Source organism: Flavobacterium branchiophilum FL-15 (assembly GCF_000253275.1).
In the GTDB taxonomy this organism is placed as follows: Bacteria; Bacteroidota; Bacteroidia; order Flavobacteriales; family Flavobacteriaceae; genus Flavobacterium; species Flavobacterium branchiophilum.
Genome location: NC_016001.1, coordinates 1,423,785 through 1,447,650, shown reverse-complemented (window position 1 = coordinate 1,447,650; position 23,866 = coordinate 1,423,785). Strand labels below are relative to the sequence as shown.

Here is a 23,866-nt window from a genome sequence, read left to right as displayed (position 1 = left end):
TTTTTATTAATTGAAATAATTGAAAAAAAATTCTCTTTTATTTTTAATTATAATCTACATATATAATATTTTTTTTAGATATTTATATTTAAAATTAATAAAAAAACTAATTTATATCAAGAGTGTTTTATGTTAATTAAACTCCAATAATAAGCTATACTTCGTTATGAAACTTCAAAATCCAAAGGCAAAGTACTTCATAAACCCTATCTAAAAAATAAAAATAAGTACTCACAGACGTTTAAAAAATATAGCATCAATTAAAATTATAACATTTTAGAAAGGAAGTAAGTGCTTGTTTTTAAAATTTTTAGATTGTAAAAAAATTCTAATATCTGATTTGAGTTATATTAGAATAATAAATTTTTAATAAAAAAAATAGAATTAAGTTTGTATCTTTGACATCTTAAAAATAATATAATGACTCCTTCCATTTTTAATCAAGCGGACAACCAAAAAATGATTGATCGTATCCAACAATTGTCATCAAATAGTAGTGCTTTGTGGGGCAAAATGACTGTTAATCAAATGTTTAAACATTGTGCTGCGGCTATTGATGTTGCTTTGGGCAATAAGGATTTGAAAATTAATTTTGTTTTGAGATTTTTAGGTTCGATGATGAGAAAAATAGTTTTAAACGCTCCAAATTTTAAAAAAAATGTAGCAACAGCCAAAGAATTTGTGTTTACAGGCCAATATGACTTTGATGCCTCTAAGCAAGAATTGATAGAGAAATTCCAACAGTTTGCTATCAAAGGGCCTCATGCCATAAAAGATTTGCAACATCCGTTTTGGGGCAACATGACTTATGACGAATGGGATGTTTTAATGTGGAAACATTTGAACCATCATTTGACACAATTTGGTGTTTAAATATTGTATCCGAATGTTGTTAGTTAGATATTTTGCGTTAGGGATAGCAGTGGAAATCCTTTTTTGAGGCTTTTTCTGCCTCAAAAAAGATTGTAACGGATAGCCCGACCCTTGGGGAACGCCCAAAAACAAACTCTTTAATAGGTTGTTTTAAATAGCTCAAATCAGATCATAATTAATTAAGAAAATAAATTAAATATTATAATTTTTATAATAAAATGCGTATAGATATTATAACATTACTGCCCGAATTATTAAGGAGTCCTTTTGAGGCCTCTATCATGAAACGAGCCATAGACAAAGGTTTGGTAACGGTTCACATTCATAATTTGAGGGACTACACGAGTAATAAACAAAAAAGTGTAGATGATTATCCTTATGGTGGTGGGGCTGGCATGGTAATGATGATTCAGCCCATTGATGCTTGTATTTCGCATTTGAAATCGGAAAGGCAATATGATGAAATCATTTATATGTCGCCCGATGGCGAAACTTTACACCAACAAATGGCCAATTCGATGTCGATGTATGATAACATCATCATTTTGTGTGGGCATTACAAAGGAGTGGATCAGCGGGTTAGAGACCAATTTATAACCAAAGAAATTTCTATTGGCGATTATGTATTGTCTGGCGGCGAACTAGGAGCATTAGTACTTTCTGACGCTTTAATTCGGTTGATACCTGGTGTTTTGAGCGATGAAACATCGGCACTAACGGATTCCTTTCAAGACAATTTACTCTCGGCACCCATTTATACCCGCCCAGCCGATTACAAAGGGTGGAAAGTTCCAGAGGTGTTGTTGAGCGGTCATTTTGCAAAAATAGACCAATGGCGAGAAGACATGGCATACCAACATACCTTACAAAGACGACCTGATATATTAGACAAATAAACTTTTTTTTTTTAAAATATTTTACAATAATTATAAATGAAAGCAATATTAATAAGAGAAATTAAATCTTTTTTTGGTTCTCCCATTGGCTATTTGGTCATAGCCTTATTCTTGATTATCAACGGGTTGATGTTATGGGTTTTTGAAGGACAATACAATATATTGAATAGTGGTTTTGCAGACTTAGGCCCATTTTTTACATTGGCCCCTTGGATTTTGATTTTTTTGATACCAGCCGTAACCATGAAAAGTTTTTCTGACGAAATAAAAATGGGTACGCTCGAATTGTTACTTACAAAACCATTGAGTGTGTGGCAAATTGTATCTGGCAAGTTTTTAGCTTCGGTTTTGTTGATACTTATGGCACTTATTCCTACTTTGTTATATGTATATGTAGTTTATTTAATGGGACAAACAGAAGGAAATTTGGATCTAGGCAGTACTTTTGGTTCTTATTTTGGTCTCATGTTTTTAATAGCCGCTTATGCCTCCATTGGAATTTTTTCATCTACACTTACTGAAAATCAAATAGTTGCATTTATTATTTCGGTGTTTTTGTGTTTTGTATTGTACTTTGGATTTCAAGGTATAGCTTCCTACATTCCCTATATTGAATCTTTTATAGTAGCATTGGGCATGGAAGCACATTTTAAAAGTATTGGACGTGGCGTTATTGATTCTCGAGACGTATTGTATTTTGTAAGTATTACCTATCTGTTTTTATTTTTTAGTGTAAATCAACTAAAAAACAGTCATCATTAAACAAAATTTATCATCAATTATATTTATTAATTATACATTGTAATGAAAAATAAAAATTTTCAAAAAGTAGCATTTACCTTACTGATCGTATTGATTGTCAATTTGTTAGGATACCAATTTTTTCATCGTTTTGACATGACTCAAGACCAACGCTATACCCTATCCAAAACTTCGATGCAAATCATTCAGCAAGTACAAGAACCCTTGTATATAGATGTATATTTAGAAGGTGATTTTCCTGGCGAATTTAAAAAATTGCAAACAGAAACCCAGCAACTACTCGAAGAGTTCAAAGCTTATAATTCCAACATTATTTTTCAGTTTATAAATCCATTAGATGCTGAAAATCAGGGGATGGGCAAGGCCAAAGAATTATTTGGCAAAGGGCTTACTCCCATTAGCATAACCGTGGACGACAAAGGCAAACAATCGCAAGAAATGGTTTTTCCGTGGGCAATAGCACGATATAAAAACAAAGAAATAAAAATTCCTTTGTTAAAAAACACGATGACGCAATCAACTGAAGAAAAAATTGTAAGTTCTGTTCAACATCTTGAATATGCTTTTGCAAACGGCATCAACACCATTTCTAAAGACAAAGAAAAAAAAATAGCCATTATAAAAGGAAATGGCGAATTGGACGATGTATATATAGCCGATTTTATCAAAGAGGTTCGAAACAATTATTACATTGGACCGTTTACTTTGGATTCTGTTGCCAAAAAACCCCAAGAAAGTTTAGCCTATCTAAAAAAATATGATTTGGCAATTGTAGCCAAACCCGAAGAAACTTTTTCTGACGAAGAAAAACAAGTTTTAGATCAATTTATATTAAATGGAGGAAAAGCCATTTTCCTTATCGACCAAGTAAAAGCCGAAATGCAAGCCCTAACTGAAAACGGTAGCACCTTTGCTTTTCCAAACGATTTAGGACTTTCGGAACTTTTTTTCAAATATGGCATCAGAATTCAACCCGTACTCCTCAAAGACGAACAAAGTATTCCAATCAAACTAGCAACAGGAACAGCCGGAAGTGGCACACAGTTTCAAGAATATTTATGGAAACTGTCGCCTTACATTTATCCAGAAACCAACCATCCTATTGTAAAAAATATGGAAGGAATTAAATTTGAATTTGCAAATCCTATAGAAATTTTAAAAAATAATTTACAAAAAACCATCTTACTCCGCTCCTCACCCTACTCTACCGCTATTGGTACACCAACAGAAATTAACCTCAAAATGGTTGAAGAACAAACCGATATGAGAGCGTATTTAAACAAAGGATCGCTGCCGGTAGCTGTATTAATTGAAGGTACTTTTCAATCGGTTTTTGAAAACCGAGTGTTGCCCTTTGACGACAAAACGTTTATTGCCAAAAGCAACAAAACATCCAAAATCATTGTGATTGCAGATGGCGACGTTATCAAAAATCAATTGGACAAAGACGGCATGCCACTCGAACTGGGTTTTGACAAATGGACCAACAAATTGTATGGCAATAAAGAACTGATGATGAATACCGTAAACTACCTCCTAGACGACAACGGACTCATCAATATCCGTAGCAAAGAAGTTCATTTGCCATTATTAGACAAAGAAAAAGTTTACAGCAATTATACCAGCCTACAAGTCCTAATTCTAGGATTGCCATTGCTTATTTTAGCCCTATTTGGGCTGTTATTCAGCTATTTACGAAAAAGAAAATATGCAAAATAAAAGAGTTCAAAAAAAAATGTTTTTTTATTCAAACAATTAAGATATATTTGTACGCTCAAAAAGAAAATAACAAAATCAAAGTCAATGCCAAAAATGATTTTGGATTAAAATAAAAAAAAATGAAATTTATTGTATCAAGTTCGTATTTATTAAAACAATTGCAAGTATTAGGTAGTGTCATCAACAGCAGCAATACCTTGCCAATTTTAGATAACTTTTTGTTTGAAATAGAAGCCAACAAACTAACCGTTTCGTCTTCGGATTTAGAAACAAAAATGTCGGCCACATTACAAATAGATTCTGACAGCCAAGGCAGCGTAGCAGTACCCGCAAAATTATTGCTCGAAATCCTTAAAACTTTTCCAGAACAGCCGCTAACTTTTTCTGTACAAGACAACAACACCATCGAGTTGAGCTCAAACAACGGTAATTACTCCGTAGCCTATTTGCCTGGCGAAGAGTACCCAAAATCTGTTGTGCTCGAGGATCCTTCCATTACGCTTGTTCCCTCGCATGTATTGTCAACAGCAGTTAGCAAAACCATTTTTGCAGCAGGAAACGATGATTTAAGACCTGTTATGTCAGGCGTTTTCTTTCAATTTTCGCCAGAAGGCCTTACATTTGTAGCTACAGATGCTCACAAATTAGTAAAATATGCCCGCCAAGACGTAAAAGCAACCGAAGTGGCCGATTTTATCATGCCAAAAAAACCACTCAACATCCTCAAAAACAATTTAGGAGCCATAGACACCGAAGTAAAAATTGAGTATAACAAATCCAATGCCACCTTCTCGTTTGATAATTACGTGTTGACTTGTAGATTAATCGATGGAAAATATCCTAATTACGAAACCGTAATTCCAAAAGAAAATCCAAACAAATTAATGATTGATAGATCTTTATTTTTAAGCTCTGTACGTCGTGTGTCAATATTTTCAAACAAAACTACACACCAAATCAAACTCAAAATTGCAGGATCTGAATTAAATATTTCTGCCGAAGATATTGATTATTCAAACAAAGCCGAAGAAAGATTAACTTGCGACTACCAAGGAGAAGACATGCAAATTGGTTTCAACTCAAGGTTCCTACTCGAAATGCTAAATAGCTTACAATCCGACATGATTTTGTTAGAAATGTCTTTACCAAACCGTGCCGGAATTTTAACACCCGTAGATGGTTTAGAAGATGGCGAAGCCGTAACCATGCTCGTAATGCCTGTTATGATCAACAGTTAGTAGCTCATTTTTTACATATAAATAAAAAGACTATCGTTCCGCAACAGATAGTCTTTTTTTTTTGTAGCACTACACCACCCTTTCAAACAACACTTGTCCCGCTATCCATTACAATCTTTTGTTTTTTTTCGTTTTCAAAACAAACCATCTCTTCACCACAAAATTTCGTTATATTAAGCAGCTTTTTTCTCAAAAAAACAAAAGGATTTCCATTACTATCGGGGCTATTCAACAAAAAACCTGCTTTCAAATAACTTTTCAAAAAAAAAGAACAGACTTACAACCAATTTTAAACTGAATTAAAATTTAATTACTTAATTTTGCAGATAGTACCCTTAAAATAAGGAAATCAATAAGTAATTTATTTTTCAATAAAAAGAATTACTTGTTGTAATCAATTAAAATATTTTTTTCATCAAAATATAAAACCATGGAAATCAATTTGATAAGCGATACGGTAACAAAACCAACGCCCGAAATGCTACAATATATGTTTGAAGCACAAGTGGGCGACGATGTGTACAAACAAGACCCAACTGTTATCGAACTCGAAAATCGAATTGCCAAAATGTTTGGAATGGAAGCGGGTCTTTTTTTTCCATCAGGCACCATGGCCAACCAAACAGCCATCAAATTGCACACCCAACCAGGCGAACAACTCATTGCCGACAAATGGGCACATGTATATCATTATGAAGGCGGTGGAGTAGCCTTCAATAGCGGTGTATCTTGTTGTTTGCTAGACGGTAACCGAGGGATGATTACCGCCAACCAAGTAGAAAATGCCATCAACGACCCAGAGTTTTACCACAGCCCACTCACCAGTTTAGTTTGTGTAGAAAACACAACAAACAAAGGAGGAGGTGCCTGCTACGAACTAGAAAATTTAATCGAAATAAGCAAAGTTTGCAAAAAAAATCAATTGAAATTTCATTTAGACGGAGCCCGAATTTGGAATGCATTAATAGCCAAAAAACAAAACCCTAAAGAATTTGGCAAAATATTTGATACCATCTCTGTTTGTTTGTCAAAAGGGTTGGGAGCTCCCGTAGGGTCTGTGCTATTAAGCGACCAAAAAAGCATTAAAAAGGCATTACGTATAAGAAAAATTTTAGGCGGCGGTATGCGACAAGTAGGCTATTTAGCTGCTGCCGGCATATATGCCTTAGACCACCATGTAGCCCGATTAGAAAACGACCATCGCCGTGCCAAAGAAATTGCCAACGTTTTAGAAAAATTAGTTTGGATAGACAAAGTAGAGCCTGTTGAAACAAATATCCTTATTTTTTCTGTAAAACCAGCCATAAACGAACAAATCGTAATAGAAAAATTAAAACAAAAAAACATCCTCATAAGTGCCATGGGAAGCGGCAAACTAAGAATGGTTACCCATTTGGATTACAGAGAAGTAATGCATTCTTATGTACTAGAAACCTTAAAAAAATTATAATTTTTTATGTTTTTTATTCAATATTTTTAATAAACCTTGCAGGAACACCGCCCACAATGGTATTTGAAGCTACATTTTTAGTTACCACACTTCCAGCTGCTACAATAGCATTTTGGCCCACAGTAACTCCTGGCAAAAGGATGGAACCAGCTCCAATCCAAGCCTTTTTTTGAATAGTTATACTACTCAATATCAACGACTTACGTTCTTCTGGAGCGGTAGGATGGTTTTCGGTTATCAAATTTACTTTTGGCCCAATAAGCACATCATCTTCAATGGTAATACCTCCTAAATCCAAAAAACTACATCCATGATTGATAAAAACTCGTTTCCCAATTCGGGTATGTTTCCCAAAATTTGTATCAAAAGGCGTAAATATTGTGGTAGATTGGTCTATTTCATATCCAAAAATAGAACTCAATACCTGCCGAGCCTCATCGATCGTTTGGGTATTTTGCAAAATAACTGATAGTTTTTTGGTATCAGCTACCATTTCCCAAACTTTAACCCATTCCGGATCAGTACTACTAATAGTACCACCTGTCAACATCCGATTAAAAATATCATGTGAATTGGTCATTTTTTTTATAATATTTCGTTTGTGTTTAATTTTTTTTAATTTTATAATATTTATCTTTTAATATCTTCACTTCAATCTTTCAATCTTTCAATTTTTCAATCTTTCAATTTTTCAATTTTTCAATCTTTCAATCCTTTTCAATTTTTCAATCTTTCAATTTTTTTTTCATTCAAAATAAGCTTGCAATAAAATTTGAGCTGCAGCAAAAGGAGATATTGTGCCATCTTGCACGGCTTTTTTATTAATAGTAAGTAAATTTTTAATATTTTCTTTATTAAAAAAACTATTTTTCAAACTTTCGTTAATGGTTTCAAGCATCCAATATTGATTTTGATCACGACGTTTTTCTTCAAAATAGCCATTACTTTGTGTAAGGTCCAAATAATTCAAAATGCTGTCCCAAACCTCCGAAATTCCATCCTGAACCAATGCACTACAAGTGGCCGTTGTGGGTATCCACCCCGATTTTTTGGCAGGAAAAAGATGCAACGCCCTATTAAATGCTACTTTTGCCATTTGGGCTTTTTTAATATTATCACCATCGGCTTTATTAATCACTATGGCATCGGCCATTTCCATTATGCCTCGTTTAATGCCTTGTAACTCGTCGCCAGCACCAGCTATTTTTAACAATAAAAAAAAGTCCACCATACTGTGCACCGCAGTTTCGCTTTGACCAACCCCTACAGTTTCTATTATTATGGTATCATAGCCAAAAGCCTCACAAAGTGTAATAGTTTCTCTTGTTTTTCTTGCAACACCGCCAAGTGTATCTCCAGACGGGCTGGGTCTTATGTAAGCATTTGGATCCTTGACAAGTTCTTCCATTCGTGTTTTATCACCCAAAATACTTCCAAAACTCATCGAACTACTAGGATCGACAGCTAAAACAGCTACTTTTTTTCCAATACCAGTCAAATATTTTCCAAATGCCTCAATAAAAGTACTTTTTCCTACGCCAGGCACACCAGTTATACCTATTCGTACAGATTGATTGGCATACGGCAAACAAGCATGTATTACTTCATTTGCTTTTTCTAAATGGGAACTATTGGTACTTTCTACCAGGGTAATGGCCCTACTCAAAGCGGTAATATTTTGAGCTAAAATGCCTTCTATCAGTTCATTAGCCGTGGGTTGTTTTTTTCTAAATTGTTGTATAGTCGAAACCACTTTGAGGCTTAAAGTGTCGGGTTGATTGATTCCAGGCACTTCGTGTAGTGCGGTTGGTTCATGGGATTTTGATTCCAATTTTGGTTTATTTTAGGTCTCACAAATTTAAACTTTTTTTCAAAAATGATCAAAAAAATTCGTCGTTTGTTAGCAATTTTATGGTAAATTAAAATTTTAAGTACTTTTACATCTCTTTATAGTATTGATTTTTGTATTTTTGCAGCAAATTAAAATCCATGAATACCACTTCAAATTCCGATCAAAACAATTCAAATACACTTCAAAAACCCATTTTTTTGATCCTTTTTTCGATTAGTTTTGCTCATCTATTAAACGATTTGATTCAATCCATGATACCTTCCGTGTATCCTATTTTAAAAGAAAATTATCATTTGAGTTTTTCTCAAATTGGGCTTATAACATTTGCATTTCAACTTACCGCTTCTATTTTTCAACCTTTTGTAGGTTATTATACCGATAAATATCCAAAACCATTTTCGCAAATTTATGGGATGTTGTTTTCATTAACAGGAATAATCGTTTTGGCTTATGCATCTCATTTTTATAGCATAGTCATTGCTGTAATGCTTATTGGCACGGGCTCGTCAATATTTCACCCCGAGTCTGCTCGAATATCCAATATGGCATCTGGAGGAAGAAGAGGATTGGCACAATCTATTTTTCAAGTTGGAGGCAATTTTGGTACCGCTTTAGGGCCTTTGTTGGTTGCATTGATTGTTGTGCCAAACTCACAAAAACACCTTTTATATTTTGTAATTGCGGCCGTAATTGGACTTGCTATTTTGTCCAGAATCGCTTTTTGGTATAGCAAACAGTTGGCATTACGCCAGCAAAAAGCGAAAGTTTTTTCAGAAAACCACCAACTTACTTCAAAACAAGTAACAATTGCTATAGGAATTTTATTAACCGTCATATTTTCTAAATTTTTCTATACCGCTTGTCTATCAACATATTATACTTTTTATGTAATCGAAAAATTCCATCTCAAAGTTCAAGATGCACAATTTCACATGTTTATTTATTTAATTGCTTATGCCATTGGTACTATTTCAGGAGGGCCGTTGGGTGATAAATTTGGCAGAAAATACGTCATTTGGTTTTCTGTCTTTGGCGTAACCCCTTTTGCATTGCTGTTGCCTTATGCAAATTTATTTTATACCGATATTTTGATGGTAATCATTGGCTTGATTATTTCGTCGGCATTTCCAGCCATTATTGTTTATGCACAAGAATTATTACCCAAAAAATTAGGTATGATTTCAGGATTATTTTATGGTTTTGCATTCGGAATGGGTGCTTTAGGATCGGCATTGTTAGGCATATTAGCCGATAAAACTTCGGTGGGTTTTGTGTATCAAATTTGTTCATTCTTGCCATTAATTGGTGTCATTTGTTATTTCTTACCCAATTTGAAACAAAAAAAATAAAGTGTAATCATTTTGCTAACAAATTAATATTTGGAATTTAATTTACATAGTATATTTTTATTCACAAAAAAATAAACTATATTTGCATGACAAATTTTTATATAAAATGCAATTCCTCATTTATATTATTATATACCCGATTTTGATACTGGTATCTATATTACCATTTAGAATACTATATATCTTATCAGATTTATTATATATAATTGTTTATTATATCATTGGTTATAGAAAAAATGTTGTTAGAGACAATTTAGCACTTACACTACCTCATCTATCACAAGCAGAGCGAAAAATCATTGAAAAAAAATCCTATAGCCACTTGTGCGATATGTTTTTAGAAATGATAAAAACCATGACTATTTCTAAAAATGAGATTTACAAACGCTATTATTTTGCCAATTTAGATTTTTATAAATCAATTGAAGCCGAAAAAAAAAGCATCATTTTAATGTGCGGACACTATGCCAGTTATGAATGGTTGGTTTCTTTAAATCAGCAAGTAGCTTTTAAAGGATTTGGAGTTTACAAAAAAATAAACAATCCTTATTTTGACCAATTGGTAAAAAAAATAAGAGCCCGTTTTGGCGCTACATTAATTTCTACAAAAGAAACTATTCCTACAATTATAGAGAATGTAAATAACAATGTATTGTCTCTTTATGGTTTTGCAAGTGATCAATCGCCTACTTTACACAATGCAGTGCATTGGACCAAATTTTTAGGTGTAGAGGTGCCCATTCATGTTGGTGCCGAATCTTTAGCAAAAAAATATGATTTGAATATTCTTTTTTTGAAAACAATAAAAGTAAAAAGAGGCCATTATGTAGCTACTTTTGAACGCTTATCTGATACCATTCTTGGTACTCCAGATTATCAAATTTCTGATTTATTTATAAAAAAAGTAGAACATCAAATATATGAAGCTCCCGAATTTTATTTATGGACACATAAAAGATGGAAACATCGCAGAGCATAATTTTTTAAAAAGAAACTTTCATTTTTTGAAGTTTCTTTTTTTTTTGAAAAAAAATTAAAAAATACTATGCTTGCATAATATTTTTTTACTATCTTTGAATTCGAAATCAAAACAACAATGAATACACTAAAAGAAAAAACAATTGACTATATACTTCGAACTACATGGCAAGCCGTTTCGAGAATGTATAACGAGGAAGCCTCTAAGTATGATGCAACTATGTCCGTAGGTTTTTTACTTTTAAGTTTAGATAAAGAAAAAGGAACACCATCAACAGCCTTAGGGCCAAAAATTGGGGTAGAAGCTACAAGTTTGACACGTACATTAAAATCGATGGAAGAAAAGGGACTCATTTACAAAAAACGAAATCCAAAAGATGGAAGAGGGGTGTTGATTTATTTAACCGATTTTGGAAAACAAAAACGTGAATTGTCAAAACAAACAGTTTTAAAATTTAATGACATTATTAAACAACATATTTCTGAAGAAAAATTAAGACATTTTATAGAAGTAACTGAAGAAATCAACCATTTGATTAGTGAAAAAAAGATATTTTAAAATAACAATTAAAAAAATAACAAAATAACTAAAACAATGAAACGAATAATTAAAAAAGTTGCCGTTGTGGGCTCAGGCATCATGGGGTCTGGAATTGCATGCCATTTTGCCAATATTGGCTTAGAGGTTTTGCTTCTTGACATTTTGCCAAATACATTGACCGAAGCTGAAGAGAAAAAAGGATTAACTTTAGAAAGTAAAGTGGTTAGAAATAGAATTGTTAATGACCATTTGGCGAATGCCTTAAAATCGAACCCCTCTCCTATTTATAGTCAGAAATTTGCCAACCGAATTACAACCGGCAACACCACAGACGATATGTCTAAAATCGCTTCTTGCGACTGGGTTATTGAAGTGGTTGTAGAACGTTTAGATATTAAAAAATTAGTCTTTGAACAAATCGACAAGTATAGAAAACCAGGTACATTAGTGACTTCGAATACCTCTGGAATTCCTATTCAGTTTATGAGTGAAGGTCGTTCTGAGGATTTTCAAGCTCATTTTTGTGGAACACACTTTTTTAATCCGGCACGTTATCTAAAATTATTCGAAATCATTCCTGGTCCAAAAACCAATCCTGAAGTATTGGATTTCTTAACGGAATATGGTTCTAAATTTTTAGGAAAAACATCGGTTGTTGCCAAAGACACTCCTGCTTTTATTGGAAACCGTATTGGAATTTTCGGTATTCAAAGTTTATTCCACTTGGTAAAAGAAATGGGACTAACTATTGAAGAAGTAGATAAATTAACTGGACCTGTTATTGGTCGCCCAAAATCGGCTACATTCAGAACGGTGGATGTGGTTGGTTTAGATACTTTAGTTCATGTTGCCAACGGAATTTATGACAACTGCCCGAATGATGAAGCACATGATTTGTTCCAACTTCCAGATTTTATTTCCAAAATGATGGAAAATAAATGGTTGGGAAGCAAAACTGGGCAAGGTTTTTATAAAAAAGAAGGTAAAGAAATTTTATCTTTAGACCTAAATACATTAGAGTACAGAGCATCAAAAAAAGCTTCGTTTGCTACATTAGAATTAACTAAAACCATCGATAAACCTATTGATCGTTTCAAAGTATTGGTAAAAGGAAAAGACAAAGCGGGAGAATTTTACAGAAAAAATTTCGCAGCCATGTTTGCCTATTGTTCCAATAGAATTCCTGAGATTTCAGATGATTTTTATAAAATTGATGATGCTATGAAAGCTGGCTTTGGCTGGGAAAATGGGCCTTTCGAAATTTGGGATGCCATAGGTGTTGCCAAAGGAATCGAACTAATGAAAGCCGAAGGATATGAACCAGCAACATGGGTAAGCGAAATGCTTGCTTCTGGAAGTAGCAGTTTTTATTCTGTAAAAGAAGGTGCTACTTATTATTACAATATTCCATCAAAATCACAAACTAAGGTTCCTGGACAAGATGCTTTTATCATTTTAAATAACATTCGCGAAAGCAAAAAAGTATGGAGTAATAGCGGTGCTGTGATTCAGCATTTGGGTGATGGAATTTTGAATCTAGAATTCCAATCCAAAATGAATACCATTGGTGGTGATGTGCTACAAGCTATCAACAAAGCCATTGACTTAGCCGAAAAAGAATACAACGGTTTGGTTATTGGAAATCAAGGGGCAAATTTCTCTGTGGGTGCCAACATCGGAATGATTTTTATGATGGCTGTGGAGCAAGAATATGAAGAATTGAACATGGCTATTAAAATGTTTCAAGATACTATGATGCGTGTGCGTTACTCGGCAACACCTGTAATTGTTGCTCCACACGGCATGACATTAGGAGGTGGTTGCGAAATGACCATGCACGCCGACCGAGTAGTAGCAGCAGCTGAAACCTATATTGGATTAGTAGAATTTGGCGTTGGAGTTATTCCAGGCGGTGGAGGTTCTAAAGAAATGGCATTGCGTGCTTCTGATTTATTCCACAAAAATGATGTTGAATTGAATGTATTGCAAGAATATTTCTTAACCGTTGGAATGGCAAAAGTAGCAACATCTGCTTATGAAGCTTTTGATATGGGCGTTTTACAAAAAGGAAAAGATATTGTGGTAGTCAATAAAGACCGACAAATTGCAGTTGCAAAACAAGTGGCATTACAAATGGCTGAGCAAGGTTATACGCAACCAATTCAAAGAAAAGACGTAAAAGTGCTTGGAAAACAAGCCTTGGGAATGTTCTTAGTAGGTACTGACCAAATGCAGGCTGGTAAATACATTTCTGAACACGATAGAAAAATTGCAAACAAATTGGCTTATGTAATGGCTGGTGGCGATTTATCCGAACCAACCTTGGTGAGCGAACAATATTTATTAGATATTGAACGTGAAGCATTTTTATCACTTTGTACAGAAAGAAAAACATTGGAAAGAATTCAGTTTATGTTGACTAAAGGGAAGCCTTTGAGAAATTAGAAGCTCCTTAGGAGCGACCTATTTGTAGAAATGTAAAAAAAACAATATAGCTCCGTAGGAGCGACCTGATTGTAGAAATGTAAAAAAAAAACAATATAGCTCCGTAGGAGCGACCTGATTGTAGAAATGTAAAAAAAAACAATATAGCTCCGTAGGAGCGACCTGATTGTAGAAATGTAAAAAAAAACAATATAGCTCCGTAGGAGCGACCTGATTGTAGAAATGTAAAAAAAAAACAATATAGCTCCTTAGGAGCGACCTGATTGTAGATTGTTTAATTAAATTATAAACCAGATTATTGTTTGTGAAAATGGCAAATACCTATTCTCAAATATATATTCAAATTGTTTTTGCGGTAAAAGGCAGGCAGAATTTGATAATGAAAGAAAATCGTGAAGAATTACATAAATTCATCACTGGGATTGTAACAAATAGAGAACAAAAATTGTTATCAATATTTGCAATGCCCGATCATGTACATATTTTAGTAGGTTTAAAACCAAACATTTCAATTTCTGATTTAGTTAGAGATATAAAAGCAGGCTCGTCTAAATTTATCAATGATAGTAAATGGATTAACGGGAAATTTAATTGGCAAGAAGGATTTGGAGCATTTTCATATTCCAAAAGCAATTTAGATAATGTAATAAAATACATTTTAAATCAAGAGGAACATCATAAAAAAAGAACATTTAAAGAGGAATATATAGATTTTTTAAAAAAATTTGAAATTGAATATAATGAAAAATATCTATTTGATTGGATAGAATAATTTATAACAAACAGGTCGGCTCCTACGGAGCTAAAAAGAACGCAAAAACGATTGGGGCTACAAACAGTAAACCTCTACGAGGTTTTAGAAATTTAATGAAAAGTTTTAGTAATTAAAAAATAGACAGAAAAATTTAAGAAAAATGCAACCAACAAACACTCTATTATTTCAATCCGTCAAAGAAATTATTCAGGAATCTCGACAACGGGTTTACCGAATGGTTAATGCAGCTTTGCTGGAAACGTATTGGAAAATAGGTCAATTAATTGTTGAAGATGAACAACAAGGCAATTCAAAGGCTGTTTATGGAAAAGCAACGTTAAAAAACTTGGCAAACGAATTGACTCTTGAATTTGGTAAAGGGTTTGACGAGAGAAATTTAAACAATATGAGGGCTTTTTATAAAAGCTTTCCAATTTGGAACGCATTGCGTACCGAATTGAGTTGGACGCATTATCGCTTGCTTTCCCGCATTGAGTCAGAGGACAAAAAATGGTATTATTTGAATGAAAGTGTAGCATGCAACTGGAATAACAGAACTTATCAATTAAAAAATTAATGAATAACAACCAATAAAACCTATTGACCCCTAATAGGAAATTTAGGGGATTTATATGAAAACAGCATACATAGTAAAAGCATACAGAACTGCCGTAGGCAAAGCGCCAAAAGGGGTTTTTCGATTCAAAAGACCGGATGAGTTGGCAGCAGAAACCATTCAATTTATGATGAATGAATTGCCTGATTTTGACAAAACACGAATAGACGATGTGATGGTAGGTAATGCCATGCCCGAAGCCGAACAAGGATTAAACGTAGGTCGATTAATTTCTTTGATGGGATTAAAAGTGACGGATGTTCCTGGCGTAACCGTAAATAGATATTGTGCCTCAGGCTTGGAAACTATTGGAATGGCTACAGCCAAAATTCAAAGTGGCATGGCGGATTGTATCATTGCTGGTGGAGCTGAAAGTATGTCTTTTATTCCGATGGGAGGTTACAAACCTACTCCTGATTATGCTGTAGCGGCTGCAGGAAACGAGGATTACTATTGGGGTATGGGATTGACTGCTGAAGCTGTTGCTAAACAATATTCAATTTCTCGTGAAGACCAAGATGAATTTGCTTTCAACTCACACCAAAAGGCTTTGAAAGCTCAAACTGAAGGTAAATTTGACAAACAAATTGTTCCTATTAATGTAGAGCAAACATTTATAAACGAAAACGGTAAAAAAGAAACTAAAACTTATACCATATCGAAAGATGAAGGACCAAGAGCCGATACGAACATAGCTGCATTAGGCAAATTGAAGCCTGTGTTTTCTGCGGATGGTAGTGTTACTGCTGGTAACTCTTCACAAATGAGTGATGGAGCTGCTTTTGTCTTAATTATGAGTGAAGAAATGGTTAAAGAATTGGGCGTTACTCCAATTGCACGCCTGGTTAATTATGCTTCAGCAGGAGTTGAACCACGTATTATGGGTATTGGCCCTGTAAAAGCCATTCCGAAAGCGTTGAAACAAGCAGGATTGACTTTAAACGATATTGACTTAATTGAGTTAAACGAAGCTTTTGCATCACAATCATTAGCGGTTGTTCGAGAATTAGGCTTAAATCCTGAAATCGTAAACGTGAACGGTGGTGCTATTGCTTTAGGTCACCCACTAGGTTGTACAGGTGCTAAATTATCGGTGCAATTATTTGACGAAATGAAAAGAAGAGGTAGCAAATATGGTATCGTAAGTATGTGTGTTGGAACAGGTCAAGGAAGTGCGGGGATTTACGAGGTATTGTAAGGCAAGAAAAAAGAGGCAAGAAAAAAGATGTGAGATTCAAGTTCATTTAAAGAAGAAAATTTAAGTAATGAAACACAATTTTAAAAATCTTAAAATTTGGATTTTATCATTGGAAATAACTTCAGATATTCATAAAATATGTCTTGATTTTCCTAAAAGTGAAACCTATGGACTTGTAAGTCAAATGAATCGCGCTGCGGTCTCTATGCCTTCTAATATTGCAGAAGGTTCAAATAGAGAAAATGTTCATTTTAAACATTATTTGAATATCAGTTTAGGGTCATCGTTCGAATTGCAAACACAATTATTAATAGCTAATCAAAATAAATATTTATCAAATGAAAAGTCGAATGAAATTGAAAACAAGATTATTGAATTCCAAAAAATGACAGTGGGATTCATTAATAAACTTTAAGTTTTATCTTTTTTCTAATTTCTTTCTTCTTTTATCTAAAAAAAACTATATGGAAGACATCACAAGAGGAGGACAATTCCTTGTAAAAGAAACAAAATGTGAAAATGTATTCACACCTGAAGATTTTTCTGAAGAACAAATCATGATGCGTGATTCTGTTAAAGAATTCGTGGACAAAGAAATTTGGCCGTACAAAGATCGTTTTGAAAAGAAAGATTATGCCTTAACTGAGGAAACCATGCGTAAAGCAGGCGAAATGGGTTTCTTGAGCATTTCGGTTCCTGAAGCTTATGGCGGAATGGGAATGGGATTTGTGGATACTTGTTTGGTTTGCGACTATATTTCAGGAGCAACAGGCTCATTTTCAACTGCTTTTGGTGCACATACCGGAATTGGAACCATGCCAATTACTTTATATGGAACAGAAGAACAAAAACAAAAATACGTTCCGAAATTAGCATCAGGCGAATGGTTTGGAGCTTATTGTTTAACTGAACCAGGAGCAGGAAGTGATGCAAATTCAGGGAAAACAAAAGCGGTTTTGTCTGAAGATGGAACACATTACAAAATCACAGGACAAAAAATGTGGATTTCAAATGCAGGATTTTGTTCGCTATTTATCGTTTTTGCTAGAATTGAAGACGACAAAAATATTACCGGTTTCATCCTAGAAAACACAGCTGACAACGGAATTTCTTTTGGAGAAGAAGAACACAAATTAGGAATTCGTGCTTCATCAACTCGTCAGGTTTTCTTTAATGAAACTAAAATACCTGTTGAAAATATGCTGTCTGAAAGAGGAAACGGTTTCAAAATTGCGATGAATGCCTTGAATGTAGGTCGTATCAAATTGGCAGCTGCTTGTTTGGATGCACAACGTCGAGTAACATCTAATGCAATTCACTATGCCAATGAAAGAATTCAATTTAATACTCCAATTGCTTCTTTTGGTGCTATCAGATACAAATTGGCCGAAATGGCAACATCAACTTATGCTGGAGAAAGTGCCACGTATAGAGCTGCAAAAGACATTGAAAATAGAATCAAAATTAGAGAAGCAGAGGGCACTTCGCATCAAGAAGCCGAATTGAAAGGCGTAGAAGAATTTGCTATTGAGTGTTCCATTTTGAAAGTAGCCGTTTCAGAAGATGTTCAAAATTGCTCTGACGAAGGAATTCAAATTTATGGCGGAATGGGATTCTCAGAAGATACTCCGATGGAATCGGCTTGGAGAGATGCTCGAATTGCCCGTATTTATGAAGGGACTAACGAAATCAACCGAATGCTTTCTGTTGGAATGTTAATCAAAAAAGCCATGAAAGGCCATATAGACTTATTAGGTCCTGCTTCCAAAGTTCAAGAAGAATTAATGGGGATTCCATCTTTTGACACCCCTGATTATTCTGAATTATTCTCTGAAGAAAAAGAAATGATTGGCAAATTGAAAAAAGCCTTCTTGATGGTTGCTGGTGGTGCCGTTCAAAAATATGGAATGGATCTTGACGCTCACCAACAATTATTGATGGCTGCTGCCGATATTTTGATTGAAATTTATATGGCAGAAAGCACCATTTTGAGAACAGAAAAAATGGCTAAAAAACAAGGCGAAGCAGCTGTAAAAGAGCAAATTGCAATGGCAAAACTCTATTTGTACAAAGCAGTTGATATTGTAGCTCAAAGAGGAAAAGAAAGTATTATTTCTTTTGCCGAAGGAGACGAACAACGTATGATGTTGATGGGCTTACGCCGATTTACAAAATACACCAACATGCCAAATATTGTTGGATTAAGAGAGCAAATTACAGCCAAATTGGTTGCCGAAAATAGCTATTGCTTTTAATTTTTTTTATAATTAAAAAAGGCTGTCCAATTATTTTTGGACAGCCTTTTTTATTCAAAAAAAATTTTCGTGATGTATTTAGAAAAAATAGATATTATACCAAATATACATATAAAACAGTCCAATCTACTTGTTTTTTTTTGCTAAAATTATTCAAAAAAAATAGTTCCGTAGCCCAGCTATGCAGCGATTTTTTTTGAAAATTTTTTCTAAAAAATAACTACGAATCTTTGGACTATTTTATAAATATATTTGGTATTTAAAAAATAGCTTTTTATAAATAAATACGCTATTAATATTAGCCCCTCCTAATACAAATTAATCATTTTTATTAAACCAGTTGATGAGCGATCAAATATTCTGCAATTTGAATGGTGTTGGTAGCTGCCCCTTTACGTAAGTTGTCTGCAACTATCCATAAATTTAATGTGTTGGGTTGGCTTTCGTCTCTACGGATTCTACCTACAAAAACTTCGTTTTTCCCTTGGGCAAACAATGGCATTGGGTACGAAAAAGCATCCAAATCGTCTTGAACTATTACGCCATCGGTTTGGCTCAAGATAGATCGTACTTCTGCAACATCGAAATCGTTTGTAAATTCAACATTTACGGCTTCGCTATGTCCTCCAACGATTGGAACTCGCACGGCAGTTGCAGTAACAGCAATCGTATTGTCGCTCAAAATTTTTTGAGTTTCACGAACCAGTTTCATTTCTTCTTTAGTATAACCGTTGGGTTCAAAACTGTCGCAGTGAGGAATTGCATTACGGTGTATTTGGTATTTGTAAGCCATATCGCCTTGAATACCCGCATATTCGTTTTCTAATTGTTTTACAGCTTTTACGCCAGTTCCTGTAATGGACTGGTATGTAGAAACAATGATTCTTTTTATGTCGTATTTTTGATGCAATGGTGCTAATGCCATAACCATTTGAATTGTAGAGCAATTGGGATTGGCAATAATTTTATCTTCCTTGGTTAATTGGTTGGCATTAATTTCTGGAACGATTAATTTTTTTGTAGGATCCATTCTCCAAGCCGACGAGTTGTCTATAACAGTTGTGCCCGCTGCTGCAAATTTTGGAGCCCACTCCAAGGAGGTATCGCCTCCTGCTGAAAAAACTGCAATATCGGCTTTCATCTCTACGGCTGTTTGCATGCCAACTACTTTGTATTTTGTGCCTTTGAACTCAATTTCTTTTCCAACGGATTTTTCAGATGCTACTGGAATTAATTCTGTTACTGGAAAATTTCTTTCTGCTAAAACTTGTAGCATTACCTCGCCAACCATTCCGGTTGCCCCTACAACTGCTATTCTCATGATAATTTATGTTTTGTTTTTTATTTTACTATTTGATGGTACAAAAGTAAATAATAAAATTAGAGTAACAAGGGGATTAACAAAAAATAACAAAATGTTATATTTAAAACATTTTGTGTAATTAAAAAATGTTCAAATAAAAAAGGCTGCCCCAAAAAATGGGTTCAGCCTTTTGAAATGTGGGCTTTTAAAATTAAATTATTTTTTTAATAAATCGCGAATTTCGGTTAAAAGTTGTTCTTGAGTTGGACCAGTTGGTGCTGGTGCAGCAGCTTCTTCTTTCTTTTTGGCTTTATCAGCGGCTCTTAATAATACAAAAATAAAGAAAGCAATAATGATAAAATTAAGAAGTGCTTGAAGTAAATTGCCATAAGTTATTACGGCAGCTCCTGCTTTTTTGGCGGCTTCTAAATTTTCGTAAACATTGCCGTCGAGTGAAATAAATTTTTGAGTAAAATCAACACCACCAGTTATTAAACCAATAATTGGCATGATGTTATCTTCTACGGCAGAGGTTATCACTTTGCCAAAAGCGCCGCCAATAACAACGGCTGTTGAAAGGCTTACAATATCGCCTTTCATAAGAGAGGCTTTAAAATCTGCAAAAAATCCCATAGTTTTTTAATTTAGAGTTAATTAGGAGGCGAAGATAAGAAAAAAAATGAATTGAAAATACATTTTGTTGGATCAAAAATAGATTAATTAAGGTTGAAAGGTTGTTTTTTAGGGATAAATGGCTTTTTTTTTGATTTTATTGAAGTGTTTTTTGAAAGATTGAAGTTGTTTGTATAGCCCCGATAGTAATGGAAATCCTTTTGTTTTTTTGGGATGGACTTCAATTGGAAGTGGCGTCATCCTTATTTGTGAATTAGTTTGTTTTGAAAACGACAAAAAAACAAAAGATTGTAATGGATAGCGGGACGGGTGTAGATTGAAAACGGGGTGTTGTGCTTTGAGAAAAAAAGGGCGTTGTTGTTTTTTTGTGAATGGTGGTTGCAAATAAAAGGGTAAGATAATTGAAAAAAAATGTGATTTCAAAATTAAAATAATTATTTTTGCGTTTGCAATGTAAAGTAGATTGAAAAAATAAACCAAAAAACTATCAATTATGAAAAAAATATTAATGCTATTGTGTGGTGTTTTAGCATGGGGATGCCAGGCACAGAAAGAAGAATTTGCGGCGGGAGCTTTAGAAGCGACACTGATGAACAGTGCTGAAAAACAAGTAAAGTTTTCGGATATTTTAAAAAAACATCAAGGAAAGACTTTGGTTATAGAGGTTTGGGCTTCATGGTGCTCTGATTGTGTGAAAGCCATGCCAAAAGTAAAAACGTTGCAAGCTGCAAATCCTGAGGTTTCGTTTGTGTTTTTGTCTATGGACAAAACGGTTGAAAAATGGAAGCAAGGGATTGACAAACATGAATTGGTTGGCGATCATTATATGGCAAACGATGGTATGAAAGGTGTTTTTGGACAGATGATAGATTTGGATTGGATTCCGAGGTATATTATAGTGGACAAAACGGGAAAAGTAGTATTGTATCGCGCTGTAGAGACTGATTTTGAAAAGATGAGTACTATTCTAAAAACTATACACTAAACATGAGAACAAAAATTGTAGCAGGAAACTGGAAAATGAACAAAAATGCCGAGCAAACGGAAGATTTGTTGAATGAATTGATAGACCAATTGCCATCGGACAAAGAAGTAAAAATTATAGTGGCTCCGACATTTGTAAATTTGTCATCGGCAGTTGAGCATTTGAATTTTACAAACATTACGGTTGCGGCACAAAACATGCACCAAGCCGAGGGCGGGGCATTTACGGGAGAAATTTCGGCAGATATGCTAAAAAGTATTGGCGTGAACACCGTGATATTGGGTCATTCTGAAAGAAGAGCCTATTGTCATGAAACCGATGCGTTGTTGGCCAATAAAGTAGATACGGCACTGAAGCATGAAATGGATGTGATTTTTTGTTTTGGAGAGGAGTTGAAAGACCGTCAAGACAAGCAACACTTTAATGTGGTAGAAAATCAATTAAGAGATGGCTTGTTTCATATAGAAAAATCATCGTGGGAACATATTATTTTGGCTTATGAGCCCGTATGGGCCATTGGTACAGGAGAAACGGCCAGTCCGGAACAGGCACAAGAAATGCACGAGTTTATACGAGCAACAATTAGAAAAGGATTTGGAGCAGATATTGCAGAGGGTGTTTCGATATTGTATGGAGGCAGTGTAAAGCCAGATAATGCCAAAGAAATATTTTCTAAACCCGATGTTGATGGTGGTTTGATTGGTGGTGCTGCTTTGAAAGCTTCGGATTTTGTGGCTATTGTAAATGGCATTTAGGCCATAAAAGCCAGCTTAAAAGAAAAGCGGTAATGAAAATTGTCGCTTTTCTTTTTTTTTAATTATTAAATAATAAATCACATTTGTATGTCAAATATTTATATGGGTTATCATTTTGAGGTGAGCCCAAAAGCATTGGGATCGGAAATATTAATAGCCGAATTGGGCGAACTGCCATTTGAAAGTTTTATAGAAACAGAGGCTGGCATGACGGCTTATATTCAGAAATCGTTTTGGAATGAACAAATTTTGGATGAGGTCATGGTATTGAAAAACGAAGACTTTACCATTTCCTATACGTTAGAAGAAATTGCACAAGTAAATTGGAATGAAGAATGGGAGAAAAATTTTGAGCCAATTGAAGTGGATGGAATGTGTCATGTAAGAGCCCCCTTTCATCCTAAAACGGAGGCTAAATATGATATAGTAATAGAGCCCAAAATGAGTTTTGGGACAGGACATCATGAAACGACTCACATGATGATTCAGCATTTGTTAGCCATGGAAGTAGTTGGATTGAAAACTTTAGATATGGGATGTGGCACTGCCATTTTGGCTATTTTGGCCGAAATGAAAGGAGCAAAACCCATTGATGCCATAGATATAGACAACTGGTGCTACTTGAACTCTATTGAAAATGCAGAGCGAAATGATTGCCAACACATTAGTGTTTATGAAGGAGATGCCGCCCTATTAGCAGATAAAAAATATGATTTGATAATAGCCAACATCAATAGAAACATCCTTTTGAACGATATGGAAGCCTATTGCAACAGTTTACATTCCAAAGGCATCATTTTATTTAGTGGGTTTTATGAAGAGGATATTCCATATATAGACGCTGCCTGTATTGCAAATGGATTGCAATTTGTAAATCAATTAAAAAGAAACAATTGGGTTTCGTTGAAGTATATTAAAAATTAAATTAAAATTTGTTTATGTCCACGATTGAAAAAGTTAAAGAAAAGAAAGCTGTTTCAGAACAATTAGCGGCACATAATGAAATAGTATTGTATAATGATGATGTGAACACATTTGATCATGTAATAGATACACTAATTGCGGTTTGTAAACATACTGCCGAACAAGCTGAACAATGTGCTATTTTAGTACATTATAAAGGAAAATGTACTGTAAAAACAGGCAGTTTAAAAGAACTAAAACCACAATGTTTACAATTATTAGAAGCAGGATTAAGTGCTGAAATTATTTGAATAATTTTAGTTTATTTAAAAAACAAATGTTATTTTTGAAAATGCAATAA

23 protein-coding genes are annotated in these 23,866 nt (G+C 34.2%); 19 read left to right on the top strand and 4 right to left on the bottom strand.

What is annotated here, in order from left to right:
• Positions 1-420 precede the first annotated feature (420 nt).
• The 6 genes from FBFL15_RS06280 (at position 421) to FBFL15_RS06250 (ending at position 6,938) form a co-directional block, all read left to right on the top strand.
• Positions 421-873: a DUF1569 domain-containing protein gene (locus tag FBFL15_RS06280; protein ID WP_014083790.1), complete on the top strand. Its 453-nt coding sequence runs from the start codon at positions 421-423 to the stop codon at positions 871-873.
• A gap of 218 nt (positions 874-1,091) precedes the next feature.
• Positions 1,092-1,769, top strand: coding sequence for a tRNA (guanosine(37)-N1)-methyltransferase TrmD (gene trmD / locus FBFL15_RS06275; RefSeq protein WP_014083789.1), 678 nt, complete (start codon positions 1,092-1,094; stop codon positions 1,767-1,769).
• A gap of 36 nt (positions 1,770-1,805) precedes the next feature.
• Entirely contained in the window at positions 1,806-2,531 is a 726-nt protein-coding gene (gldF, locus tag FBFL15_RS06270; RefSeq protein ID WP_014083788.1) for a gliding motility-associated ABC transporter permease subunit GldF, read from the top strand.
• 42 nt (positions 2,532-2,573) lie between these two features.
• Complete coding sequence (gldG, locus tag FBFL15_RS06265; protein WP_014083787.1) at positions 2,574-4,250, top strand: gliding motility-associated ABC transporter substrate-binding protein GldG; 1,677 nt, start codon at positions 2,574-2,576, stop codon at positions 4,248-4,250.
• Positions 4,251-4,369: 119 nt separating this feature from the next.
• A complete protein-coding gene (gene dnaN / locus FBFL15_RS06260; protein ID WP_014083786.1) occupies positions 4,370-5,488 on the top strand; it encodes a DNA polymerase III subunit beta in 1,119 nt (372 codons plus the stop codon).
• Positions 5,489-5,918: 430 nt separating this feature from the next.
• Positions 5,919-6,938: a threonine aldolase family protein gene (locus FBFL15_RS06250; RefSeq protein WP_014083785.1), complete on the top strand. Its 1,020-nt coding sequence runs from the start codon at positions 5,919-5,921 to the stop codon at positions 6,936-6,938.
• A 13-nt stretch (positions 6,939-6,951) separates the two neighbouring features.
• Here the strand turns inward: FBFL15_RS06250 and FBFL15_RS06245 are convergent, their stop codons facing one another.
• Both FBFL15_RS06245 and meaB read right to left on the bottom strand, forming a co-directional pair.
• The gene (locus FBFL15_RS06245; protein WP_014083784.1) at positions 6,952-7,518 is read right to left on the bottom strand and encodes a DapH/DapD/GlmU-related protein; all 567 of its coding nucleotides are present in this window, start codon (positions 7,516-7,518) and stop codon (positions 6,952-6,954) included.
• 165 nt (positions 7,519-7,683) lie between these two features.
• Complete coding sequence (gene meaB, locus FBFL15_RS06240; RefSeq protein ID WP_014083783.1) at positions 7,684-8,769, bottom strand: methylmalonyl Co-A mutase-associated GTPase MeaB; 1,086 nt, start codon at positions 8,767-8,769, stop codon at positions 7,684-7,686.
• Positions 8,770-8,927: 158 nt separating this feature from the next.
• Here meaB and FBFL15_RS06235 point away from each other — a divergent pair, with 158 nt between their 5' ends.
• The 9 genes from FBFL15_RS06235 to FBFL15_RS06195 all read left to right on the top strand — a co-directional run bounded on the left by FBFL15_RS06235 (position 8,928) and on the right by FBFL15_RS06195 (position 18,926).
• Complete coding sequence (locus tag FBFL15_RS06235; RefSeq protein WP_014083782.1) at positions 8,928-10,139, top strand: MFS transporter; 1,212 nt, start codon at positions 8,928-8,930, stop codon at positions 10,137-10,139.
• A 106-nt stretch (positions 10,140-10,245) separates the two neighbouring features.
• Entirely contained in the window at positions 10,246-11,118 is an 873-nt protein-coding gene (locus FBFL15_RS06230; protein WP_014083781.1) for a lysophospholipid acyltransferase family protein, read from the top strand.
• 117 nt (positions 11,119-11,235) lie between these two features.
• On the top strand, positions 11,236-11,676 hold the full coding sequence (locus FBFL15_RS06225) for a MarR family winged helix-turn-helix transcriptional regulator (protein WP_014083780.1): 441 nt from the start codon (positions 11,236-11,238) through the stop codon (positions 11,674-11,676).
• 36 nt (positions 11,677-11,712) lie between these two features.
• Positions 11,713-14,103, top strand: a complete 2,391-nt coding sequence (locus FBFL15_RS06220; protein WP_014083779.1) for a 3-hydroxyacyl-CoA dehydrogenase/enoyl-CoA hydratase family protein — start codon at positions 11,713-11,715, stop codon at positions 14,101-14,103.
• Positions 14,104-14,413: 310 nt separating this feature from the next.
• Entirely contained in the window at positions 14,414-14,875 is a 462-nt protein-coding gene (gene tnpA / locus FBFL15_RS06215) for an IS200/IS605 family transposase (protein WP_014083778.1), read from the top strand.
• Positions 14,876-15,017: 142 nt separating this feature from the next.
• Positions 15,018-15,434, top strand: coding sequence for a DUF1016 N-terminal domain-containing protein (locus tag FBFL15_RS06210; protein ID WP_050881278.1), 417 nt, complete (start codon positions 15,018-15,020; stop codon positions 15,432-15,434).
• 55 nt (positions 15,435-15,489) lie between these two features.
• Positions 15,490-16,671 carry an acetyl-CoA C-acyltransferase gene (locus tag FBFL15_RS06205; RefSeq protein WP_014083777.1) on the top strand — a complete coding sequence of 394 codons (1,182 nt, stop codon included), beginning with the start codon at positions 15,490-15,492 and terminating at the stop codon, positions 16,669-16,671.
• A 67-nt stretch (positions 16,672-16,738) separates the two neighbouring features.
• Entirely contained in the window at positions 16,739-17,086 is a 348-nt protein-coding gene (locus FBFL15_RS06200; protein ID WP_014083776.1) for a four helix bundle protein, read from the top strand.
• A 49-nt stretch (positions 17,087-17,135) separates the two neighbouring features.
• Positions 17,136-18,926 carry an acyl-CoA dehydrogenase family protein gene (locus tag FBFL15_RS06195; protein ID WP_014083775.1) on the top strand — a complete coding sequence of 597 codons (1,791 nt, stop codon included), beginning with the start codon at positions 17,136-17,138 and terminating at the stop codon, positions 18,924-18,926.
• A gap of 331 nt (positions 18,927-19,257) precedes the next feature.
• Here FBFL15_RS06195 and FBFL15_RS06185 read toward each other — a convergent pair whose 3' ends face one another.
• Both FBFL15_RS06185 and mscL read right to left on the bottom strand, forming a co-directional pair.
• On the bottom strand, positions 19,258-20,247 hold the full coding sequence (locus FBFL15_RS06185) for an aspartate-semialdehyde dehydrogenase (RefSeq protein WP_014083774.1): 990 nt from the start codon (positions 20,245-20,247) through the stop codon (positions 19,258-19,260).
• 198 nt (positions 20,248-20,445) lie between these two features.
• A complete protein-coding gene (mscL, locus tag FBFL15_RS06180; RefSeq protein ID WP_014083773.1) occupies positions 20,446-20,862 on the bottom strand; it encodes a large conductance mechanosensitive channel protein MscL in 417 nt (138 codons plus the stop codon).
• A gap of 493 nt (positions 20,863-21,355) precedes the next feature.
• On the opposite strand from mscL, the gene FBFL15_RS06170 reads away from it, so the two are divergent.
• From FBFL15_RS06170 to FBFL15_RS06155, 4 genes are all read left to right on the top strand, one after another.
• Entirely contained in the window at positions 21,356-21,847 is a 492-nt protein-coding gene (locus FBFL15_RS06170; RefSeq protein WP_014083772.1) for a TlpA family protein disulfide reductase, read from the top strand.
• 2 nt (positions 21,848-21,849) lie between these two features.
• Positions 21,850-22,602, top strand: a complete 753-nt coding sequence (gene tpiA / locus FBFL15_RS06165; RefSeq protein ID WP_014083771.1) for a triose-phosphate isomerase — start codon at positions 21,850-21,852, stop codon at positions 22,600-22,602.
• A gap of 87 nt (positions 22,603-22,689) precedes the next feature.
• Complete coding sequence (gene prmA, locus FBFL15_RS06160) at positions 22,690-23,526, top strand: 50S ribosomal protein L11 methyltransferase (RefSeq protein WP_014083770.1); 837 nt, start codon at positions 22,690-22,692, stop codon at positions 23,524-23,526.
• A gap of 14 nt (positions 23,527-23,540) precedes the next feature.
• Entirely contained in the window at positions 23,541-23,816 is a 276-nt protein-coding gene (locus tag FBFL15_RS06155) for an ATP-dependent Clp protease adaptor ClpS (protein WP_014083769.1), read from the top strand.
• The last annotated feature ends 50 nt before the right edge of the window (positions 23,817-23,866 follow it).

Excerpts from the sequence above, each read along its gene's own strand:
- FBFL15_RS06280 (WP_014083790.1), top strand. The coding sequence starts at position 421 with ATGACTCCTTCCATTTTTAATCAAGCGGACAACCAAAAAATGATTGAT.
- trmD (WP_014083789.1), top strand. The coding sequence starts at position 1,092 with ATGCGTATAGATATTATAACATTACTGCCCGAATTATTAAGGAGTCCT.
- gldF (WP_014083788.1), top strand. The coding sequence starts at position 1,806 with ATGAAAGCAATATTAATAAGAGAAATTAAATCTTTTTTTGGTTCTCCC.
- gldG (WP_014083787.1), top strand. The coding sequence starts at position 2,574 with ATGAAAAATAAAAATTTTCAAAAAGTAGCATTTACCTTACTGATCGTA.
- dnaN (WP_014083786.1), top strand. The coding sequence starts at position 4,370 with ATGAAATTTATTGTATCAAGTTCGTATTTATTAAAACAATTGCAAGTA.
- FBFL15_RS06250 (WP_014083785.1), top strand. The coding sequence starts at position 5,919 with ATGGAAATCAATTTGATAAGCGATACGGTAACAAAACCAACGCCCGAA.
- FBFL15_RS06245 (WP_014083784.1), bottom strand. The coding sequence starts at position 7,518 with ATGACCAATTCACATGATATTTTTAATCGGATGTTGACAGGTGGTACT.
- FBFL15_RS06235 (WP_014083782.1), top strand. The coding sequence starts at position 8,928 with ATGAATACCACTTCAAATTCCGATCAAAACAATTCAAATACACTTCAA.
- FBFL15_RS06230 (WP_014083781.1), top strand. The coding sequence starts at position 10,246 with ATGCAATTCCTCATTTATATTATTATATACCCGATTTTGATACTGGTA.
- FBFL15_RS06225 (WP_014083780.1), top strand. The coding sequence starts at position 11,236 with ATGAATACACTAAAAGAAAAAACAATTGACTATATACTTCGAACTACA.
- FBFL15_RS06220 (WP_014083779.1), top strand. The coding sequence starts at position 11,713 with ATGAAACGAATAATTAAAAAAGTTGCCGTTGTGGGCTCAGGCATCATG.
- tnpA (WP_014083778.1), top strand. The coding sequence starts at position 14,414 with ATGGCAAATACCTATTCTCAAATATATATTCAAATTGTTTTTGCGGTA.
- FBFL15_RS06210 (WP_050881278.1), top strand. The coding sequence starts at position 15,018 with ATGCAACCAACAAACACTCTATTATTTCAATCCGTCAAAGAAATTATT.
- FBFL15_RS06205 (WP_014083777.1), top strand. The coding sequence starts at position 15,490 with ATGAAAACAGCATACATAGTAAAAGCATACAGAACTGCCGTAGGCAAA.
- FBFL15_RS06200 (WP_014083776.1), top strand. The coding sequence starts at position 16,739 with ATGAAACACAATTTTAAAAATCTTAAAATTTGGATTTTATCATTGGAA.
- FBFL15_RS06195 (WP_014083775.1), top strand. The coding sequence starts at position 17,136 with ATGGAAGACATCACAAGAGGAGGACAATTCCTTGTAAAAGAAACAAAA.
- FBFL15_RS06185 (WP_014083774.1), bottom strand. The coding sequence starts at position 20,247 with ATGAGAATAGCAGTTGTAGGGGCAACCGGAATGGTTGGCGAGGTAATG.
- mscL (WP_014083773.1), bottom strand. The coding sequence starts at position 20,862 with ATGGGATTTTTTGCAGATTTTAAAGCCTCTCTTATGAAAGGCGATATT.
- FBFL15_RS06170 (WP_014083772.1), top strand. The coding sequence starts at position 21,356 with ATGAAAAAAATATTAATGCTATTGTGTGGTGTTTTAGCATGGGGATGC.
- tpiA (WP_014083771.1), top strand. The coding sequence starts at position 21,850 with ATGAGAACAAAAATTGTAGCAGGAAACTGGAAAATGAACAAAAATGCC.
- prmA (WP_014083770.1), top strand. The coding sequence starts at position 22,690 with ATGTCAAATATTTATATGGGTTATCATTTTGAGGTGAGCCCAAAAGCA.
- FBFL15_RS06155 (WP_014083769.1), top strand. The coding sequence starts at position 23,541 with ATGTCCACGATTGAAAAAGTTAAAGAAAAGAAAGCTGTTTCAGAACAA.